This is a genomic window from Limnohabitans sp. 2KL-1 (assembly GCF_003063435.1).
Taxonomy (GTDB): Bacteria; Pseudomonadota; Gammaproteobacteria; order Burkholderiales; family Burkholderiaceae_C; genus Limnohabitans_A.
The window spans coordinates 769,913-786,204 of record NZ_NESL01000002.1 but is presented as its reverse complement, the minus strand read 5'-3'; the positions used below and the strand labels follow the sequence as shown (position 1 = coordinate 786,204).

General features: G+C 61.4%; 16 protein-coding genes. 9 read left to right on the top strand and 7 right to left on the bottom strand.

The window, feature by feature from the left end:
* The first annotated feature begins 20 nt into the window (after positions 1-20).
* A complete protein-coding gene (locus B9Z47_RS08135) occupies positions 21-683 on the top strand; it encodes an HAD family phosphatase (RefSeq protein WP_108330693.1) in 663 nt (220 codons plus the stop codon).
* Between the two features lie 6 nt (positions 684-689).
* On the opposite strand, the gene B9Z47_RS08130 is transcribed toward B9Z47_RS08135, so the two are convergent.
* Positions 690-1,223, bottom strand: coding sequence for a hypothetical protein (locus tag B9Z47_RS08130; protein WP_108330789.1), 534 nt, complete (start codon positions 1,221-1,223; stop codon positions 690-692).
* A gap of 105 nt (positions 1,224-1,328) precedes the next feature.
* Here B9Z47_RS08130 and xdhC point away from each other — a divergent pair, with 105 nt between their 5' ends.
* Both xdhC and B9Z47_RS08120 read left to right on the top strand, forming a co-directional pair.
* On the top strand, positions 1,329-2,117 hold the full coding sequence (gene xdhC / locus B9Z47_RS08125) for a xanthine dehydrogenase accessory protein XdhC (protein WP_108330788.1): 789 nt from the start codon (positions 1,329-1,331) through the stop codon (positions 2,115-2,117).
* Between the two features lie 179 nt (positions 2,118-2,296).
* Positions 2,297-3,508 (top strand): urate hydroxylase PuuD, encoded by a 1,212-nt coding sequence (locus B9Z47_RS08120; protein ID WP_108330787.1) that lies wholly within the window; start codon positions 2,297-2,299, stop codon positions 3,506-3,508.
* Positions 3,509-3,514: 6 nt separating this feature from the next.
* Here B9Z47_RS08120 and B9Z47_RS08115 read toward each other — a convergent pair whose 3' ends face one another.
* Entirely contained in the window at positions 3,515-4,255 is a 741-nt protein-coding gene (locus B9Z47_RS08115) for an LrgB family protein (RefSeq protein ID WP_108330692.1), read from the bottom strand.
* Between the two features lie 5 nt (positions 4,256-4,260).
* A complete protein-coding gene (locus B9Z47_RS08110) occupies positions 4,261-4,599 on the bottom strand; it encodes a CidA/LrgA family protein (RefSeq protein ID WP_108330786.1) in 339 nt (112 codons plus the stop codon).
* A gap of 202 nt (positions 4,600-4,801) precedes the next feature.
* On the opposite strand from B9Z47_RS08110, the gene B9Z47_RS08105 reads away from it, so the two are divergent.
* Together B9Z47_RS08105 and B9Z47_RS08100 are read left to right on the top strand one after the other, a co-directional pair.
* On the top strand, positions 4,802-5,653 hold the full coding sequence (locus B9Z47_RS08105; protein WP_199226297.1) for an oxidoreductase: 852 nt from the start codon (positions 4,802-4,804) through the stop codon (positions 5,651-5,653).
* A gap of 88 nt (positions 5,654-5,741) precedes the next feature.
* Positions 5,742-6,722: an AraC family transcriptional regulator gene (locus tag B9Z47_RS08100; RefSeq protein ID WP_233253710.1), complete on the top strand. Its 981-nt coding sequence runs from the start codon at positions 5,742-5,744 to the stop codon at positions 6,720-6,722.
* A gap of 147 nt (positions 6,723-6,869) precedes the next feature.
* Here B9Z47_RS08100 and B9Z47_RS08095 read toward each other — a convergent pair whose 3' ends face one another.
* From B9Z47_RS08095 to B9Z47_RS08080, 4 genes are all read right to left on the bottom strand, one after another.
* On the bottom strand, positions 6,870-8,300 hold the full coding sequence (locus tag B9Z47_RS08095; RefSeq protein WP_108330690.1) for an 8-oxoguanine deaminase: 1,431 nt from the start codon (positions 8,298-8,300) through the stop codon (positions 6,870-6,872).
* 153 nt (positions 8,301-8,453) lie between these two features.
* Positions 8,454-9,416 (bottom strand): D-2-hydroxyacid dehydrogenase, encoded by a 963-nt coding sequence (locus B9Z47_RS08090; protein ID WP_108330689.1) that lies wholly within the window; start codon positions 9,414-9,416, stop codon positions 8,454-8,456.
* 11 nt (positions 9,417-9,427) lie between these two features.
* A complete protein-coding gene (tkt, locus tag B9Z47_RS08085; RefSeq protein WP_108330688.1) occupies positions 9,428-11,425 on the bottom strand; it encodes a transketolase in 1,998 nt (665 codons plus the stop codon).
* Between the two features lie 199 nt (positions 11,426-11,624).
* A complete protein-coding gene (locus B9Z47_RS08080; RefSeq protein ID WP_108330687.1) occupies positions 11,625-12,500 on the bottom strand; it encodes a LysR substrate-binding domain-containing protein in 876 nt (291 codons plus the stop codon).
* A 142-nt stretch (positions 12,501-12,642) separates the two neighbouring features.
* Here B9Z47_RS08080 and B9Z47_RS08075 point away from each other — a divergent pair, with 142 nt between their 5' ends.
* From B9Z47_RS08075 to B9Z47_RS08060, 4 genes are read left to right on the top strand one after another with little or no spacing between them, the layout of a single operon-like run.
* Positions 12,643-13,392: an SDR family NAD(P)-dependent oxidoreductase gene (locus B9Z47_RS08075; protein WP_108330686.1), complete on the top strand. Its 750-nt coding sequence runs from the start codon at positions 12,643-12,645 to the stop codon at positions 13,390-13,392.
* A 56-nt stretch (positions 13,393-13,448) separates the two neighbouring features.
* A complete protein-coding gene (locus B9Z47_RS08070; RefSeq protein WP_108330685.1) occupies positions 13,449-14,432 on the top strand; it encodes a TRAP transporter substrate-binding protein in 984 nt (327 codons plus the stop codon).
* Between the two features lie 58 nt (positions 14,433-14,490).
* Positions 14,491-14,997, top strand: coding sequence for a TRAP transporter small permease (locus tag B9Z47_RS08065; RefSeq protein WP_108330684.1), 507 nt, complete (start codon positions 14,491-14,493; stop codon positions 14,995-14,997).
* Positions 14,998-15,011: 14 nt separating this feature from the next.
* Complete coding sequence (locus B9Z47_RS08060) at positions 15,012-16,271, top strand: TRAP transporter large permease (protein ID WP_108330683.1); 1,260 nt, start codon at positions 15,012-15,014, stop codon at positions 16,269-16,271.
* The last annotated feature ends 21 nt before the right edge of the window (positions 16,272-16,292 follow it).

The following is a 16,292-nucleotide window of genomic DNA, read 5'->3' as shown; positions in this document are numbered from 1 at the left end:
TTTGATTTTGAGGGGCGGCAATGAGGCCATCGGCGATTCTTTTTGACCTGGATGGCACGCTGGTGGACAGCGAGCGCATCGGGCTGGATGTCTTGTTTGACATGGCGCAAGTGCAGGGACTGCCTTGGTCGCGTGAAGAGCTGCACCTTCGGTTTCGGGGTGTTCCCATGCCGCATTGCGTGGCAAAGATCGCGAGTCATGGGCCCGCAGGCCGTCCCGCTTTGGATGAAGTGCAGTTCCTCAAGGACTTGCGTTTGGCGATGGCCATGCAGTTCCGTTTGGCACTCAAGGAAATTCCGGGTGCCAAGGCTTTGCTGGAAAGCCTGCACATCCCCTTTGCCGTGGCCACCAACGGCCCTCGGGAAAAGGCAGAGCTCACGCTGTCTTTGACAGGTTTGCGGGATATGCTGGGTGATCGGGTTTTTTGTGCGCCTGAAGTGGGCAGTTACAAGCCTGATCCGGGTTTGTTTCACTTTGCAGCCCAGGCGCTGGCTTGCCCTTCGGTGCATTGCGCCGTGGTGGAAGACAGTTTGCCCGGCTTGTTGGCTGGTTTGGCGGCCGGCATGCAGGTGTTCAGCTTGCATCCGCCCGAAGGCTTGCCCGATGAGGTGGCCGACCGGGTGGTGTTCATTGAGGGCCTGCCGGATTTGCAAGCCAGACTTTTGGGCGCCGGGGCAGGCTGAGCCTGGTCAGTCTTGGCCCTCGGTCAGCGTGTCGAGTTGGAACTTGCCACTTTTGTGCCAGAGCCACACATCGGTGTAAGTCACCTGGCTCATGTGCTTGGGTGCCGGGTAGGGCGCGGCGGCTTTCACCATGCGCTCAATCTCTTTCATCACCTGCGGCACATGCCGGGGCGCACGCATCCAGTGGATCGACTTGACGCCACCGTGGCGGTCAATGTCCACATTGAGCACACCGACGGCCTCCAGCATGGGGGGCAGTCGGCCTTTGTAAATTTGATGGCTGTGCGTGGCATAAAGATGGCTGGCGGCATCTTTGCGGTAATCCTTGGCGTTGCGGGCCAAGGAACTGCTGCCAAGTTCGGGGGCGCGCTGTCCAGGTGTGGCTTGCGGGCGCGACGCAGGCTCGGCACCAGGGGGTTGGCTGGCTGGTGGTTTTGAGGGGGCAGAGGTGCTGCAACCACTGAGCCATGCCAGTGCCAATGCACCCAGACCCCACAAGGCGGTGGTGCAGGAGGTTTTCAATCCGGAAAGCGATTTCATGGCAGCGCGTGACTCCTTGGCATACTCGGTGTGTGCTCGGCATTGTGTCACTGACCGAATCGCTTGGCGAGGATGGGCATTCAAAAGGAAGCAAGTGTGAACTGGATGGAATTGGCGCTGGATCGATTGGCGCATGAGCCGGGTGTGCGGGTTTGCGTGACGGCCACTCAGGGCTCTGTGCCGCGCGGGCCCGGCACGCAGATGTTGGTTTTTGGTCGTGGGGAAGAAGGCACGATCGGTGGCGGGCATCTGGAGTTTCAGGCGCTGGCCCATGCGCGGCACCTGCTGGCCGGTCAGACCACGCAGACCACTTTGCGCCAGGTCTTGGGCCCCAGTCTGGGGCAGTGCTGCGGGGGAGCGGTCGAGCTGGCTTTTGAAGCCGTCAGTGCCGCCGATTTGCCGCGTTTGCGGCAGCTGCTGATGCCGCGGCGCACCCCGCTGGCGCTGTTTGGCGGCGGTCATGTGGGCAAGGCTTTGGTGCGCGCCCTTGCACCCCTGCCCTTTACGGTGCGCTGGATCGACAGCCGTGACGAGATTTTTCCGGACGATGTGCCGGATGGCGTGGCCTGCGAGCACTCCAGCCCGGTGCAAGCCGCCGTGGCCGATTTGGTGCCGGGCAGTCGCGTGCTGATCATGAGTTTCAGCCACGCCGAAGACCTGGACATTGTTGTGGCCTGCCTCAAGCGACAACGCGTGCAGGGGGACTTGCCCTTTGTGGGCCTGATTGGCAGCCAGACCAAATGGGCCACCTTCCGCCATCGCCTGGAGGACCGGGGTTTCAGCGCCGAAGAAATTGGCCACATCACCTGCCCGATTGGCATACCTGGCATCACAGGCAAAGAACCCGAAGTCATTGCCGTGGCGGTGGCGGCACAACTCTTGCAAACGCTCTGAAGCGGGATGCTGGTTTTCCCTAGGCCACCAAGGCAGGGGGCATCTGGATTCAGGCTCACAAACTGTATACACTTCGGTGCACTGGTCGCAGCGGCGCAAGAACACCCCACAGGTTTCATGTTCGCGACCGAATGACCGCTCACAGGGCCCGCGGTGGTGAGCTGGTTGGAGAATCCTTCATGGAAACGTATCTGCTGGAATGGGCCAATCTCTTGTTGCGCTGGGTGCACGTCATCACTGCCATCGCCTGGATTGGTTCTTCGTTTTACTTTGTCTTTCTGGACAACAACCTGCAAAAGCCCAACTCGCCCGATTTGCTTGAAAAAGGCGTAGGCGGTGCGATGTGGGCGGTGCACGGCGGCGGCTTTTACAACCCCCAAAAGTACATGGTGGCCCCCAAGATCATCCACACCAAGCTGCACTGGTTTTATTGGGAAAGTTATTCCACCTGGTTGAGCGGCTTTGCGCTGTTCACCGTGCTCTACCTTTACAACGCAGGCACCTTCCTGATCGATAAATCGCTGATGGACTGGACACCTTTTGTGGCCGGTTCGGCTGCCTTGGGCTTTTTGGTGGCCTTTTGGTATGTCTACGACATCATTTGCCGCGTGTTTGGTTTCCGCAAAAACGGTGAGCTGATCGTGGCGGGCCTGATGATCGTGGTGATTGCCTTTGCATCGTGGCTGGCCAACCAGCTGTTTGCGGGGCGCGCTGCCTTTTTGTTGGTGGGGGCCATGATCGCCACCGCCATGAGCGCCAACGTGTTCTTCTGGATCATCCCCGGCCAGCGCAAAGTCGTGGCCGCCATGACCAGTGGCGAAAAATACGACGCCAACGCCCTGGCCATCCATGGCAAGCGCGGCAAGCAGCGCAGCGTGCACAACACCTATTTCACGCTGCCTGTTATCTTCGCGATGCTGAGCAACCACTACAGCTTTTTGTACACGCACGAGCACCGCTGGGTGCTGCTGTTTGTGATGATGTTTGCCGGTGCCCTGATTCGCCAGTTCTTTGTGCAGCGCCACGGCTACCATTTGGGGCGCGCTGCCAACCCTTGGCCTTTTGCGGCCGTGGGTGTGGTGATGATTTTGGGCGTGATCATTGCTCTGCGACCTGCAGCGCCTGTGGCATCCGCCGCACCGGCCGCGCCTGTGAGCTTTGCACAAGTCAAAACTGTGCTGGAGCAGCGTTGCTACAGCTGTCACGGCGAACAGGTGCAAATGAAAAACGTGCGACTGGACAGCCCGGAGCAAGTCAAGCAAAACGCCCAAAACGTCTACCAGCAAGTGGTGGTGACCAAGCAAATGCCCATGAACAACGCCACGGGCATCACCGATGACGAGCGCGCTCTGATCGGACGCTGGTTTCAGGGCGGAGCCAAGGTCGATTGATTCGGGCTAAAACCACCAAGCCACCGCTTGCGGAATCAACACAGCCCCCGCAATGCCGTGCAAACCCATGCCCAGGCTGGCATAGGCGCCGGCTTCGGCATTGACGCTGAACGCGCGTGAGGTGCCAATGCCGTGCGCGGCCACGCCCAGGGCAAAGCCGCGTTGCCACCAGGCCTTGATGCGCAAGGCGTCGAGCACATAGCGGCCGAGCACTGCACCCAAAATGCCGGTACTGACGGCAAAGATGGCGGTCAAGGTGGGCGAGGCTTGCACGCGTTCGGCAATGCCCATGGCAATGGGCGCGGTCACCGACTTGGCCACCAGGCCGCGCACCAGCGATTCGTCCACACCCAGCCAACGCGCCACGCCCACGGCGGTGAACACCGAGGTCATGCCGCCCGCCACCAGCGACAGCAGCAACACCCCCATGCGGCCCTTGAGCGACGCAAAGCCTTTGTAGATCGGAATGGCCAGCGACACCGTGGCGGTGCCCAACAAGAAGTGCACAAACTGTGCGCCTTCGAAATACTTGGCATAAGGCATGTCGAGCACGCCGATGCTCAGGCAAACCACCACCACCGCAATCAACACCGGGTTGGCCAGCGGGTTGCGCTGGCTGCGCTCGTAGAGGGTCAGGCCCAGCCAATACGCGCTGAGCGTCAACACCAAGGCCAGCAGTGGACTGCCCGACAGGTAGACCCAGATCTCGGAGATGGGGGGCAGGTCAGCGCGCAAAGGGTTGTTCATGGCGCTCAGTCTTTCTTGGCCAAAACCTTGAGCACCAGCGCCACCACCGCCACCGTGGCCACCACGCTCAGCACCAGCGCCGCACTGATGGCCCACGCGTTGGCCTGCAACAGGGGCAGGTAAAGCACCACGCCCACCGACGCCGGAATGAACAACAAGCCCAAGTGCTGCAAGATGCCACTGCCCACCGTGTCCATGGACGCAGGCACCTGGCCGCGCAGCGCCAAAAACGCCAGCAGCAACACCAAGCCCAACACCGGGCCGGGAATGAAGGGCAGGGCGAACTTCGACAGCAACTCGCCGAGTGCCTGGAAGATGAAGAGTTGAACAAGGCCTTGGATCATGGCCTCAGTGTAGGCAAGTCCGTGTGGCGTGGCGAGTGCAAACACTTGTGATCAAAATGCACAGGGCGCTTTCGTGCATTGAATGCCCTTGGTCGTTTTTTGGCACTTTCTGCATGTGCATTGGCGTGATCCGATGGCGACGAAAAGCGTCTCAGCAGCGACCATCTCTCCATTCGCAACACATTCACGAACGGAGTTTTTCATGGCATCCTCATCCCCCATTTCCCCCCTCAAACCCCAGGTGGCGCTCGTCACCGGCGCATCGTCCGGCATGGGCAAAGAAACGGCCAAGCGGCTGTTGCAAGAGGGCCTGGTGGTCTACGTCGCGGCCCGTCGCGTGGCGCAGATGGAAGACCTGCGGGCCCTGGGTGCGATACCGCTGCAGATGGACATTTCGGTGGATGCTGACATCCTCGCGGTTGTGAAGACCATCGCGTCCAGCCATGGCGGCATCGACGTGCTGGTCAACAACGCGGGCTTCGGCATGTACGGCGCGATGGAAGATTCGACCCTGGCCGATGCCCGTTACCAGTTTGAAGTCAACCTGTTCGGCATGGCGCGGCTCACGCAGTTGGTGCTGCCGCACATGCGCCGCCAAGGGGCGGGCAAGGTCATCAACATCTCGTCCATGGGCGGCAAGATCTACACGCCCCTGGGATCGTGGTACCACGCCACCAAGCACGCGGTGGAAGGCTGGAGCGATTGCTTGCGCATCGAGCTGGCACCCTTCGGCATCCAGGTGGTCATCATCGAGCCCGGTGTGATTGCCACCGAATGGGGCGGTGTGATGCTTGAGCCCATGCTGGCGCGTTCGGGCCAAGGCCCCTACCAGGCGATGGCGCAGGCCATGGCCAACGCGATGCGCAGCACCTATGCCAAAAAGGATGCCGCATCGCCGCCCTCGGTCGTGGCCGATGCCATACTGCAGGCTGTGCGTTCGCGCCGCCCGAAAACCCGCTACGTGGTGGGCAAAATGGCCAAGCCATTGATGTTCGTCCGCAAGTATTTGGGGGACCGTCTCTTTGACATGGCCATCATGAGCCAGGCCAAATAACCAGGTCAAGTCGTCCCAATCCACGAAACCCACCCACCATGCCAGAAAGAACCTCGCTGTGAAACAGGCCACACGTTTTGCTGTGCAGATGAGCTGGAAACTGCTCATCCTCGACATGGGTTACGCCCCCGCCGATGTGCTGAACCTGGCGCGACTGCCAGGCGACCTGTTTGCGCGACCGGGTGCGAGCTTGTCGCCTGCGCAGTACTTTGACCTGTGGCGTGGACTGGAGCAGGCTGCTGGTGGTGAGGAGCTGGCCCTCAAGCTGGCACAGGTCATGTCGGTGGAGGCGTTTGACCCGGCCTTGTTTGCTTGTTTGTGCAGCCCCGACCTGAACACCGCGTTGCAGCGGTTGGCGCAATACAAGCGGTTGATGGGCCCCTTGAACATGGCGGTGGACATCCGTTCAGACCGCACGCAGGTCACGCTCAGCTGCTACGGGAGCGCCGAGCCGATTCCCCGCAGCCTGGGCGTGTCGGAGCTGGTGTTTTTCACGCAACTGGCCCGGCTGGCCACGCGTGAGCGCATCGAACCGCTGACGGCATCGGTTCCGGATTTACCGGTGAACCTGGCCGCGCACAAGGCCTACTTGGGTTGTGCATTGGGCACCTCTGAACAGATTCAGATCGCCTTTTCGGCACACGACGCACAGCGGCCTTTTTTGACCGAGAACATGGCCATGTGGGCGGCATTTGAGCCGGGCCTGAAAATCCGACTCTCCGAGCTGGACGCGCAAGCGTGCATGCGCGAGCGGGTCAGGTCGGTGCTGCTGGAGATGCTGCCTGCAGGCAGCAGCACCATTGATGCCGTGGCCCAGCGCCTGGCTTTGAGCAAACGCTCCTTGCAGCGGCACTTGGCCGATGAGTCGGTGGGGTTTCAGGATGTGCTCAGCGGTGTGCGGCAAGAGCTGGCGCGGCATTACCTGAGCCGCACCGATATTTCAGCCGGAGAGATTTCGTGGCTGCTGGGCTTTCAGGAAAGCAACTCCTTCATCCGGGCCTTCAGAAGCTGGACCGGCACGACGCCTGCGGCTTATCGGCAGCAGCGTGCGGGCATCGCCATCTATTGATCCGGCCCTGCGAAGTCTTCAAGAGGCAAAAATTCTTGTAGGTCGGCGGCTTTAGCCCCGACACGCAGCCTGTGCCGAAGCCTGCAATGTCGGGGCTAAAGCTACCGACCTACGGCCGATACGACTCCGGTGTGCCGAAGCAATAACTCAGTTCGCCCCTAGCGCCAGCTGCAAAGCCAGTTGGTTGTGCCGCTCAATCAGCGGCCCCATGTCCACGGTGGTGATCTCACCTTCGCGCACCACCACACGGCCATTCACGATCGTGTAGTCGGCGTTGTCGCTGGCGCACAGCAAGAGCGCCCCCACCGGGTCGTGCACCGCGCCACCGGCCATGCTCAGGGTATTGGTGCGGAACATGGCGATGTCGGCGCAATAGCCTTCCTTGATTTGCCCCAGCTCGTGGGCGCGGCCCAGCACTTCAGCCCCGCCGCGTGTGGCCAGGCGCAGGGCGTTGCGGGGTGTCATGTCTGACGGACCCAAGTCACAGCCAAACACAGTGCGCCCGTCTTCGACGTGCGGTGGTTCCATCGCCCGCCTCACACGCGCCAGCAGCATGGCCTGACGGGCTTCGTTGAGCAGGTGCGCCGCATCGTTGCTGGCGCTACCGTCCACGCCCAGGCCAATGGGTACGCCTGCGTCTAGCATTTTGCGCAGCGGCAAGATGCCGCTGGCCAAGCGCATGTTGCTGCAGGGGCAGTGGGCGATGCCTGTGCGCGTTTTGGCGAACAGGTACGTGCCTTCTTCGTCCAGCTTCACGCCGTGGGCGTGCCAGACATCGTGGCCCACCCAGCCCAAATCCTCGGCGTATTGCGCGGGTGTGCAGTTGAATCTTTCTTTCGTGTACGCAATGTCGTGGTCGTTTTCGGCCAGGTGGGTGTGCAGGCGAACGCCGTGGGCGCGGGCCAGTTTGGCGGCTTCGCGCATCAGGTCCTGGCTGACGCTGAAGGGCGAGCACGGTGCCACAGCCACATGCGTCATCGACCCAAAGCTGGCGTCGTGCCACCGTTCAATCAGGCGCTGGGTTTCTTTGAGGATGGCGGGTTCTTGCTCGACCACGCGGTCCGGTGGCAGGCCGCCTTGCGACTCGCCCACGCTCATGCTGCCGCGTGTGGCGGTGAAACGCATACCTATGGTGTGCGCCGCTTCGATGCTGTCGTCCAGCCGCACGCCGTTGGGATAGATGTAGAGGTGGTCACTGCTGGAGGTGCAGCCGCTCAGCAGCAACTCGGCCATGGCCACCTGGCCCGACACACGCACCATCTCGGGCGTGAGGCCGACCCAGATCGGGTACAGCCCTTTGAGCCATGAAAACAGCTCGGCGTTTTGCACCGACGGAATCGCCCGCGTGAGCGACTGGTACATGTGGTGGTGCGTGTTGATCAGCCCCGGCACCACCACATGGCGGCGCGCGTCGATCACCTCGTCGACCTGTATAAGCAGTTCGTCGGTGTTTTCACTGTCGGGGATGAGGCGTTCGATGCGGCCATCGCGGATCAGCAGCGAAGCGTCGTTGAGTTCTGTATTGGCATCGTCCATCGTGGCAATGCAGCGGGCGCGGTGAATGAGCAGGGTGGTCATGGACTTGTCCTTGGCAAGGTGTGAAACAAGTCGCGGCCGAATCCCCTGGCCCCCGTGCACACAGGGGAGGGCGAGCACCACGTTGCCGCGCGTCCCGGGCTGTGCAGTGGCGTGATTTTACGTAAGCCGAGGCGGCAGTTCGCGCCGCCAGGATCAGACTTTGGGCAGGACCTGATTGACCGGTGAGCCGCGCACAAACGCTTGCACGTTGTCCATGAGTTGGTCGGCCAGGGCCTGAATGGCTTCGGCGCTGGCCCAGGCCACATGCGGCGTGAGGATGAAGTCGGGTCGGTCCAGCAGCGCCATGAACGGATGGTCGGCTGGGGGCGGCTCTACGCTGGTCACGTCAAAGGCCGCACCCGAGATGTGCCCCGCGTGCAGTGCGGGGCCCACAGCCGCTTCGTCCACCAGTCCACCACGCCCGGTGTTGATGAGCAAAGGCTTGCGTGCCATTTGTGCGAATTCGGCCGCGCCAATCATGTTTCGTGTGTTGGCATGGAGTGGGCAATGCAGCGTGAGCACATCGGCCTGGCGCAGCACGTCTTCAAACGGTGTGTACAAGCGCCCTTGCCCTGTGCGGCCTTTGTGCGCCGAGAACAACACGCGCATGCCCAGCGCACGCCCAATCGAGGCCACTGCCTGACCCAGCACACCGTCGCCAATCACGCCGAGTGTGGAGCCTGCGAGGTCACGGATCGGGTGGTCAAAAAAGCAGAACTGCGCGGCTTCTTGCCAGCGCCCGGCTTTGACCGCATCGCGGTAAGCGCAGATGCTGCGGCGCAGGGCAAAGATCAAAGCGAACGTGTGCTCGGGCACGGTGTGTGTGGCGTAGTTGCGCACATTGCTGACCACGATGCCGTGCTGTTGGCAGGCGGTCAGGTCAATGTTGTCGGTGCCTGTGGCAGCCACGGCGATCAGTTTGAGCCGGGGAGCTTGCGCCAGCGTTTCGGCGCTCAGCTTGACTTTGTTGACGATGACGATATCGGCATCGCGAATGCGTCCGGCTGCTTCGTCGGCGCGAGTGCGCGTGTATTGCACCCATTCGTGTGCGAATGCTGGCGTGCGCAGTGTGGTGTCAGGCGAGATGGTGTCGCGGTCAAGGAAAACGATTTTCATGGACGGTGTCCTCAGGCGGCCAGTAGGCGACGGGCTTCGGCCACGACAGCTTCGGGGGTGATGTTGAACAGTTTGTACAGTTCATCCGCTGGGCCACTGGCACCAAATCCGGTCATACCGATAAAGCCGCCATCCATGCCCAGATAAGCGTCCCAGCCTTGGCGTACCGCGGCTTCGATGCCCACCCGCACACCGTTGCCCAGGACGCTGTGGCGGTAGGCCGCATCTTGTGCATTGAAGAGTTCCCAGCAGGGCAGGGACACCACCGCCGTTGCAATGCCAGCCGCTTCGAGTTGTTCGCGTGCAGCCACGGCCAGCGCCACTTCAGAGCCCGTAGCCAGCAGCGTGACCTGGCGCGGTCCGTAGGCGGGTTCGTGCAACACATAGCCACCACGACCGGCCAGGTTGCCCGGTGTGTGCATGTGGCGCACCAGTGGCAGTGACTGGCGTGCAAAAACCAGGCTGACCGGGCCGGTGGTGTGGGCCAGTGCGGCTTCCCAACATTCGGCCGCTTCCACTGCGTCGGCAGGCCGCATGACCAGCATGTTGGGCATGGCGCGCAATGAGGCCAGAATTTCCACCGGCTGGTGTGTCGGGCCGTTGCGGCCAATGCCGATCGAGTCGTGGCTGAACACGAATTTGACAGGCAAACCCATGAGTGCCGCCATGCGCATGGCCGGGCGCTGGTAATCGGCAAACGCCAGGTAGGTGACCGACAACGGCATGACGCCGCCGTGCGCGGCCATGCCGTTGGCCATGGACCCCATCACATGCTCACGCACGCCGCAATGCACATAAGAACCACCACGGTCGTCTGCGGTAAAAGCCGTCAGGCCCCGCTTGTGGCTGGTGGGCGCTTCCAGATCGGCGCAGCCCACCATGCGCTCTGGCAGCAGGGGGGTCAGCAGGTCATTGATTTCGGCGGAGACGAAGATGCCGCTCGGTGCTAGTGGGGCTTGGAGCGCTTGTTGCTTGTAGTCCCGCAACACCTGCTGCCAGTTGGCGGGCAGTTCACCCTTCATCACGCGCTCGAACTCGGCGCGGTCCGGCGCTGGCAGCGCGGCCACGCGGGCTTGCCAGGCCGCGTAGTCACTTTGGCTGCGTTGGCCCGATGCACGCCAGGCTTGCTGCACCTCGGCGGGTACTTCAAACGGGCCATGGGCCCAGCCCAGCATGTCGCGTGCGGCTTGGGCGTCGTTTTCAAACAAACGGCCGCTGTGGCCACCGCGTTGGCCTTGCAGGCGGGCAATGCCTTTGGCAATCACGGTGCGGCACGCCAGCATGGACGGGCGTGGGTCTTGGCGCGCAGCATCCAGGGCGGCAGACACAGCTTCGATGTCGTGGCCGTCCAGCTCTACCACATGCCATCCCGCCACCCGAAAGCGCTCGGCCACGTTTTCGCTGATCGACAAATCGGTGCTGCCGTCGTCGGTGATCTGGTTGTCGTCCCACAGCAGCACCAGCTTGCCCAGCTGCAAGTGGCCCGCCAGTGAAATCATCTCCTGGCCCACGCCTTCTTGTAAGCAGCCATCGCCCACAAACGCATAAGTGAAGTGGTTGACCAAGTCCTTGCCAAAGCGGGCGTTCAGATACGCCTCGGCCACAGCCATGCCAAAGGCGTTGGCAATGCCTTGGCCCAGCGGACCGGTGGTCACTTCAATGCCGTTGGGCGCATCGTGCGGACGCTCAGGGTGACCTTCGCACACCGAGCCCAGCACGCGAAAGCGCTGCACTTCTTCAATCGGAAACGCCGGGTAGCCCGTCAGATGCAGCAGCGAATACAAGAGCATGGAGCCATGTCCGTTGGACAGCACCACACGGTCGCGGTCAAACCAGCCCGCGTCTTGTGGGTTGAACTTGAGGTGGCGGGTGTACAGCGCGGTGGCAATCTCGGCCATGCCCAGCGGCACGCCTTGGTGGCCCTCCTGGGCTTTGACGATGGCGTCAATCGAGAGAAAACGGATGGCGTGGGCCAGGGCTTGCTGCGGATGTGGGGGGTGAGCGGTCATGGGGTGAGCGCAGGCTCTAGCCGGAACCTGCGCTTATCTCCTGTGTAAATGCTGGGAATGCGTTGGCCGCGATTTTTGCGATCTTGATACATGAACACAAGCGAAGAATATTCAGGCTTTCATGAATGACGTTCAACTTGAGGCATGCCCCATCTGCCTTGAACCACCGAAAACACACTGAAGCCTCAAGCCCTTCAGCTCAATGCCCTGCCTCTTCCCGTAACCATTCCACAAAGCTTTTAACCTCTGGCCGCGAGGCGTGCCGCGCCGGATACACCATGAAGTGCGCCCGCACCTGCATGCACAGGTCTTCGGCAAAGACCGGTTGCAATTTGCCGCTGGCGATCAGGGACTGACCAACGCTGCTGCTCTCCAAGGCCACGCCGAGTTTTTGCACGGCGGCGTCCAGGCTCATCATGGCGCGGTCAAAGCGCAGGCCCATGCGCTCGGGGCGCAAATCGCCACCAAAGCGGGCAAACCATTCGGGCCACTGCACCACGCTGACGCTGGACTGGATCAGTGGCACTCGAAGCAGGTCTTGCGGCGCGTGCAGCGCGTGGGTGCGGATGAATTCGGGGCTGGCCAAAGGCAGGATGTGTTCGGTAAAAACCGGCTCGACTTCCAGGTTGGGCCAATTGGGCATGCCGTACCGGATGTCGATGTCCATTTGTCCCAGCTGAAAGTCTGAATGCACATGCGAGGCCGACAACATGAGCGAGATGTTGGGGTGCTGCTCGGTAAAGCGTGCAATGCGCGGCATCAGCCACAGGCTGGCAAAGCTGGGGCTGCTGTGCACATACAGCGTGTCTTGCACGCCGTGGCGCAGGTCATCGGTCGCGGTGTTGATGGCACCCAAAGCGCTGGCCACGCGCTGCAGGTATTGCTGTCCGGCCGGGGTCAGCTCCACACCTCGGGCCGAGCGTTCGAACAGGCGCACGCCGAGCAGGCTTTCCAGCTTGGCCACTTGATGGCTGACCGCTGACGGTGTCAGGTGCAACTCTTCGGCCGCGAGTGAAAAGCTCTTGCGGCGGGCAATGGTTTCAAAGGCTTGCAGGGCACTGAGTGGAGGGATCATGGCGCGTGAAGAAAATTGAATCGTTGCGGTGCAACATGAATGAAATTAAACCGCTCTTGAGTTTATATCGTTTGTCTTCGCGTCAAGCCTTGACCAGAATCGCGCCACTTACCTCAACGCAGAAACACAAAAGGAGACCTGCATGTTGCTCAAAGACAAAGTGGCCGTGATCACCGGTGGCGCTGGCCAAAATGGCCTGGGCTTTGCCACCGCCCGCATGATGGCCGAACAAGGCGCCCGCGTGGTGATCCTCGATCTGGCCGTGGCCGACCCACAAGCTGCCGCTGCTCGCCTGGGCGCGCAGCACCTGGGCCTGGTGGCCGATGTGACCGACAAGGCTTCTTGCGAAGCCGCTGCCGCCCAGATCAAGGCGGCCATGGGCCGCATCGACATTCTGGTCAACAACGCGGGCATCACCCAGCCTGTGAAGTTCCTGGACATCACTGGCAGCGACTACGACCGTATTTTGGACGTGAGCCTGCGCGGCACGTTGTACGCATCGCAAGCCGTTTTGCCGACGATGATTGCGCAAAACAGCGGCTCGATTGTTTGTATTTCTTCGGTGTCGGCACAGCGCGGTGGCGGCATTCTGGGTGGTCCGCACTACTCGGCCGCCAAAGCGGGTGTGCTGGGTCTGGCCCGTGCCATGGCGCGTGAATATGGCGGCAACAACATCCGCGTCAACTGTGTCACGCCCGGCCTGATCGCCACAGACATCAACAAGGGCAAGATCCCCGACGACAAACGCCAAGCCATTTTGGACGGCATCCCGTTGGGTCACATTGGCGAGCCCAACGACGTGGCCGGTTGTGTGGTGTTTTTGGCCAGCGACCTGTCCAAGTACTGCACTGGCGTCACGCTCGACGTGAACGGCGGCATGCTGATCCACTGATTTTTTTCGCAACCCATGGGCTTGCGCCCAAACCATTAAAAACCTAGGAGACATTCATGACACGATTCAACACACTGCGCCGCACCTTGCTGGCCACCGCCGTTCTGGCTGCCACATCTTTGGCGCATGCCCAGGCCGTCAAGTTGACGCTGGGCCATGGCGCTGCGCCGGGCAACCCCCGCCATGAAGCCGCTGTGAAGATGGCCGAAGTGGCCAAGGCCAAATCCGGCGGCCGCATCGAAATTCAGGTGGCCCCTTCGGCCCAGCTGGGCGACGATGCCGCCATGGTGACCGCACTGCGCACCGGCGCGCTCGACATCAGCGCCAACTCGCAAGGTGCTGTGGCCAATGCCGTGCCCGAGTACGCTGCGTTCGGCATGCCTTTCCTGTTCAGCAGTCTGGAGCAAGTCTGGAAGATGCTGGACGGCCCATTGGGCAAGGAACTGGCAGACAAGTCGGCTGAAAAAGGCATGGTGGTGTTGGGCTACTGGGACAACGGTATCCGCCACATGAGCAACAGCAAGCGCGCCCTGGCCAAGCCCGAAGACCTCAAGGGCTTGAAGATGCGCACGCCACCCGACGCCGTGACCGTGGACATCATGCAAGCGCTGGGTGCCGAAGCCCAGCAGATCAAGTTTGCCGAGTTGTATGTGGCCCTGCAGCAGGGCGTGGTGGATGGTCAGGAAAACCCGCTGATGAACATCCACGCCAGCAAGTTGTACGAGGTGAACAAGTTCATTTCTCTGACCGGCCACAAGTACGAAATGACGCCCCTGCTGATGAGCAAGCGCAGCTGGGACCGCTTGAGCGATGCCGACAAAAAGGCGTTGCAAGAAGCTGCTGCTGAGGCCACGCAACTGCAGCGCAAGTTGTCCAAGGAAAGCGACGACAAACTGATCGCCGAACTCAAGGCCAAGGGCGCTCAGATCAATGCGGTGGACAAAGCCGCTTTTGCCAAGGGCACCAGCAATGTGGACGACAAGTGGCTGGCCTCGCCCATTGGTCCGTTCCTGAAAAAAGTGATCGCAGCCGCGCGCTGAACCACGGGCCTTGCAGCATGGATGCCCGCACGCCAACGCGTGCGGGCTGGAGAAACACATGAATTTAATTGAACGGGCCGTCTCGGTCTTGTGCCAGGTGTTGCTGTGGATCAGCACGGTGGTGATTTTTGTCATCCTGGCGGCGAACACCATCTTGCGCTATGCCACGGGTGCCAGTTTGCAGTGGGCCAATGAGGTGCCCGAGCTGCTGTTTCCCTGGATGGTCATGGCGGGCGTGGTGCTGGCGGCCCAGCATGGCGCGCACATCACCACCAGCTTTTTGATGGACAAGTTGTCTGCCGCTGCGCGTCGCGTCTGGGGCGTGCTCGGTTGGTCTGTCGTGAGCGGGCTGTACGCCACGCTGGCAGTCGCCACCTGGCGCATGCTGGAGATCGTGCACGACGAGAAGTCGCCCATCTTGCAAATCCCGGGCTCGGTGACCTACGCCTGCGTGATGACCGGCATGGCGTTGCTGGCCATGCTTGCACTGGTCAGCGCCGTTCGTGTTTGGCAAGCCGACCCCAACACCCCGCTCCCCACAGAGCCCGCCCCGGTGCACTGGTGAGAAAGACCTGAACCATGACCGCATTGATCTTGCTTGTTTTTCTGGGCGCAGCCGTGATCGCCATCCCGATCGCGCACGCCTTGCTGGTGGCCGCCATGGCCGCTGCGGCCACCTCTGACCGCGTGCCCCTGGATTTGCTGGTGCAGCAAATGGTGGCGCAGGTGCAAAGTTTCCCGCTGATTGCCATCCCGTTTTTCATGCTGACCGGCTCGCTCATGATGGGCGGCAAATTGGGGGAAGCGCTGATTGGCGTTTTGTCCACCTTGATCGGTCGCTTCCATGGTGGCCCTGGCCAAGTGGGTGTTTTATCGTCCACCATTTTTGGAGGGGTGTCGGGCTCGGCCGTGGCCGATGCCTCGGCCATCGGCTCTTTGCTGATTCCCTGGCAAAAGCGTCTGGGCTATCCACCGGCGTTTTCTGCGGCCACGCTGGCCGCAGCTGCCACCATCGACATCTTGATCCCGCCGTCGATTCCCATGATCTTGTTTGCGCTGTCCAGCAACACCTCGGTGGCTGCGCTGTTTGTGGCGGGCATCTTGCCCGGCTTGCTCATGTGCGGCGGCTTCATGGCTGCTTGCTGGTGGGTGGGCAAAAGGCGCAACTTCCCGCGTGAAATGCGCAAGCTGGACTGGGGTGTCTTTGGCACGCAACTGCTGTACGCCACGCCTGCCTTGGTTTTGCCCGTGCTGATCATTGTGTTCTTGCGCTTTGGCATTGCCACGCCCACCGAGGTGAGTGTGTTGTCCACGCTGTACGCCGGTCTGGTGTCTGTGCTGGTTTACCGTGACCTGGGCTGGAAGCGTCTGCACAAAGCCGTGATGGAAGCGGGCTTGTCCACGGGTGTGGTCTTGCTGGTGATCATGGCTTCGGCAGCGATCGGTTGGTTGCTCACCTTTGACCGCATGCCCGATGGCGTGGTGGCTTGGGCACAAGCGAATTTGTCGAGTGGCTGGAGCGTGATCTTGCTGATGAACCTGCTCATGCTGGTCTGCGGCATGTTCATCGACCTGCCAGCTGCCGTGCTGCTGCTGACCCCGGTGTTTGTGCCTTTGGCCAATTCGATTGGCATGGACCTCACGCAGCTGGGGATCATGATGACCGTGAACCTGGCCATTGGTTTGTACACGCCGCCAGTCGGCACTACCTTGTTCATCACCAGCTCTTTGGCCAAGGTCAAGGTGGGTGAGACGGTGCGCGAACTGGGCCCGTTTTATTTCGTCGCCTTTGGGGTGCTGTTGCTGGTGTCGTATGTGCCCGCTGCCATCTTCAAGTGATTGACTTTCCTTTGCTGTTTG

Bases quoted from the DNA above. Each gene is read 5' to 3' on its own strand.
- B9Z47_RS08065 (WP_108330684.1), top strand. From the start codon at position 14,491: ATGAATTTAATTGAACGGGCCGTCTCGGTCTTGTGCCAGGTGTTGCTG.
- B9Z47_RS08100 (WP_233253710.1), top strand. From the start codon at position 5,742: ATGAGCTGGAAACTGCTCATCCTCGACATGGGTTACGCCCCCGCCGAT.
- B9Z47_RS08080 (WP_108330687.1), bottom strand. From the start codon at position 12,500: ATGATCCCTCCACTCAGTGCCCTGCAAGCCTTTGAAACCATTGCCCGC.
- B9Z47_RS08060 (WP_108330683.1), top strand. From the start codon at position 15,012: ATGACCGCATTGATCTTGCTTGTTTTTCTGGGCGCAGCCGTGATCGCC.
- B9Z47_RS08130 (WP_108330789.1), bottom strand. From the start codon at position 1,223: ATGAAATCGCTTTCCGGATTGAAAACCTCCTGCACCACCGCCTTGTGG.
- B9Z47_RS08120 (WP_108330787.1), top strand. From the start codon at position 2,297: ATGGAAACGTATCTGCTGGAATGGGCCAATCTCTTGTTGCGCTGGGTG.
- xdhC (WP_108330788.1), top strand. From the start codon at position 1,329: ATGGAATTGGCGCTGGATCGATTGGCGCATGAGCCGGGTGTGCGGGTT.
- tkt (WP_108330688.1), bottom strand. From the start codon at position 11,425: ATGACCGCTCACCCCCCACATCCGCAGCAAGCCCTGGCCCACGCCATC.
- B9Z47_RS08105 (WP_199226297.1), top strand. From the start codon at position 4,802: ATGGCATCCTCATCCCCCATTTCCCCCCTCAAACCCCAGGTGGCGCTC.
- B9Z47_RS08135 (WP_108330693.1), top strand. From the start codon at position 21: ATGAGGCCATCGGCGATTCTTTTTGACCTGGATGGCACGCTGGTGGAC.
- B9Z47_RS08090 (WP_108330689.1), bottom strand. From the start codon at position 9,416: ATGAAAATCGTTTTCCTTGACCGCGACACCATCTCGCCTGACACCACA.
- B9Z47_RS08075 (WP_108330686.1), top strand. From the start codon at position 12,643: ATGTTGCTCAAAGACAAAGTGGCCGTGATCACCGGTGGCGCTGGCCAA.
- B9Z47_RS08115 (WP_108330692.1), bottom strand. From the start codon at position 4,255: ATGAACAACCCTTTGCGCGCTGACCTGCCCCCCATCTCCGAGATCTGG.
- B9Z47_RS08095 (WP_108330690.1), bottom strand. From the start codon at position 8,300: ATGACCACCCTGCTCATTCACCGCGCCCGCTGCATTGCCACGATGGAC.
- B9Z47_RS08070 (WP_108330685.1), top strand. From the start codon at position 13,449: ATGACACGATTCAACACACTGCGCCGCACCTTGCTGGCCACCGCCGTT.
- B9Z47_RS08110 (WP_108330786.1), bottom strand. From the start codon at position 4,599: ATGATCCAAGGCCTTGTTCAACTCTTCATCTTCCAGGCACTCGGCGAG.